The following is a 598-nucleotide window of genomic DNA, read 5'->3' on the forward strand; positions in this document are numbered from 1 at the left end:
GCAGCAGTCGATCCTCGTCGAAGATCGTCCGGTCAATGTGGCTCATCACCATGCGATCCATGGGAGCGCCCTGCTTCAAGAAAAATTCCGCCACCTCTTGTGGCTGGTCTTCATGACGACCAGGGTGCACATTGATCGTAGCACCGGTTTCCTGCTGCGCAAGGATCGCGGCCTGCATCACGCGCCGCTCAAGGTTCGTCCACGGCGATTGACAACCGATCTCGCCGATGATTCCGGCGCGCACGTCAGTTCCCCACGCACCTTCCAGAACCTGCGAGACCATCTCAGACGCGAAGTCCTCAACTCCTCGCGCGTGATTCCGCTGGTCCTGGAAGTCGTGAACATAATGACCGCAGCCCATCACAATGTGAGCTCCGCTGGCCCGGGAGATATCCGCCAGTCCGGCCGGATTCGGTTTCAAACCGCCCGAGGTGAGCTCGACAATTGTACGTCCGCCTGCAGCAACCATCTCGCGGATTTCGTTTACTGCAATATCTTGCTGATTGAGCTTGGTTTTGAGGCCGGATCGCTTTTGCCCGTAATTGATTTGCCAACAATTGCAAAGTTCGATCTCGACGTCTTCGATGCCGGCCGCGAC

General features: G+C 57.4%; 1 protein-coding gene. It reads right to left on the minus strand.

From position 1 onward, the window contains the following. On the minus strand, positions 1-598 hold a 598-nt coding region (locus AC0L2O_RS36315; RefSeq protein ID WP_473373138.1), incomplete at both ends, for a phosphotriesterase family protein.

It is taken from the genome of Bradyrhizobium sp. Kon10, assembly GCF_055807395.1.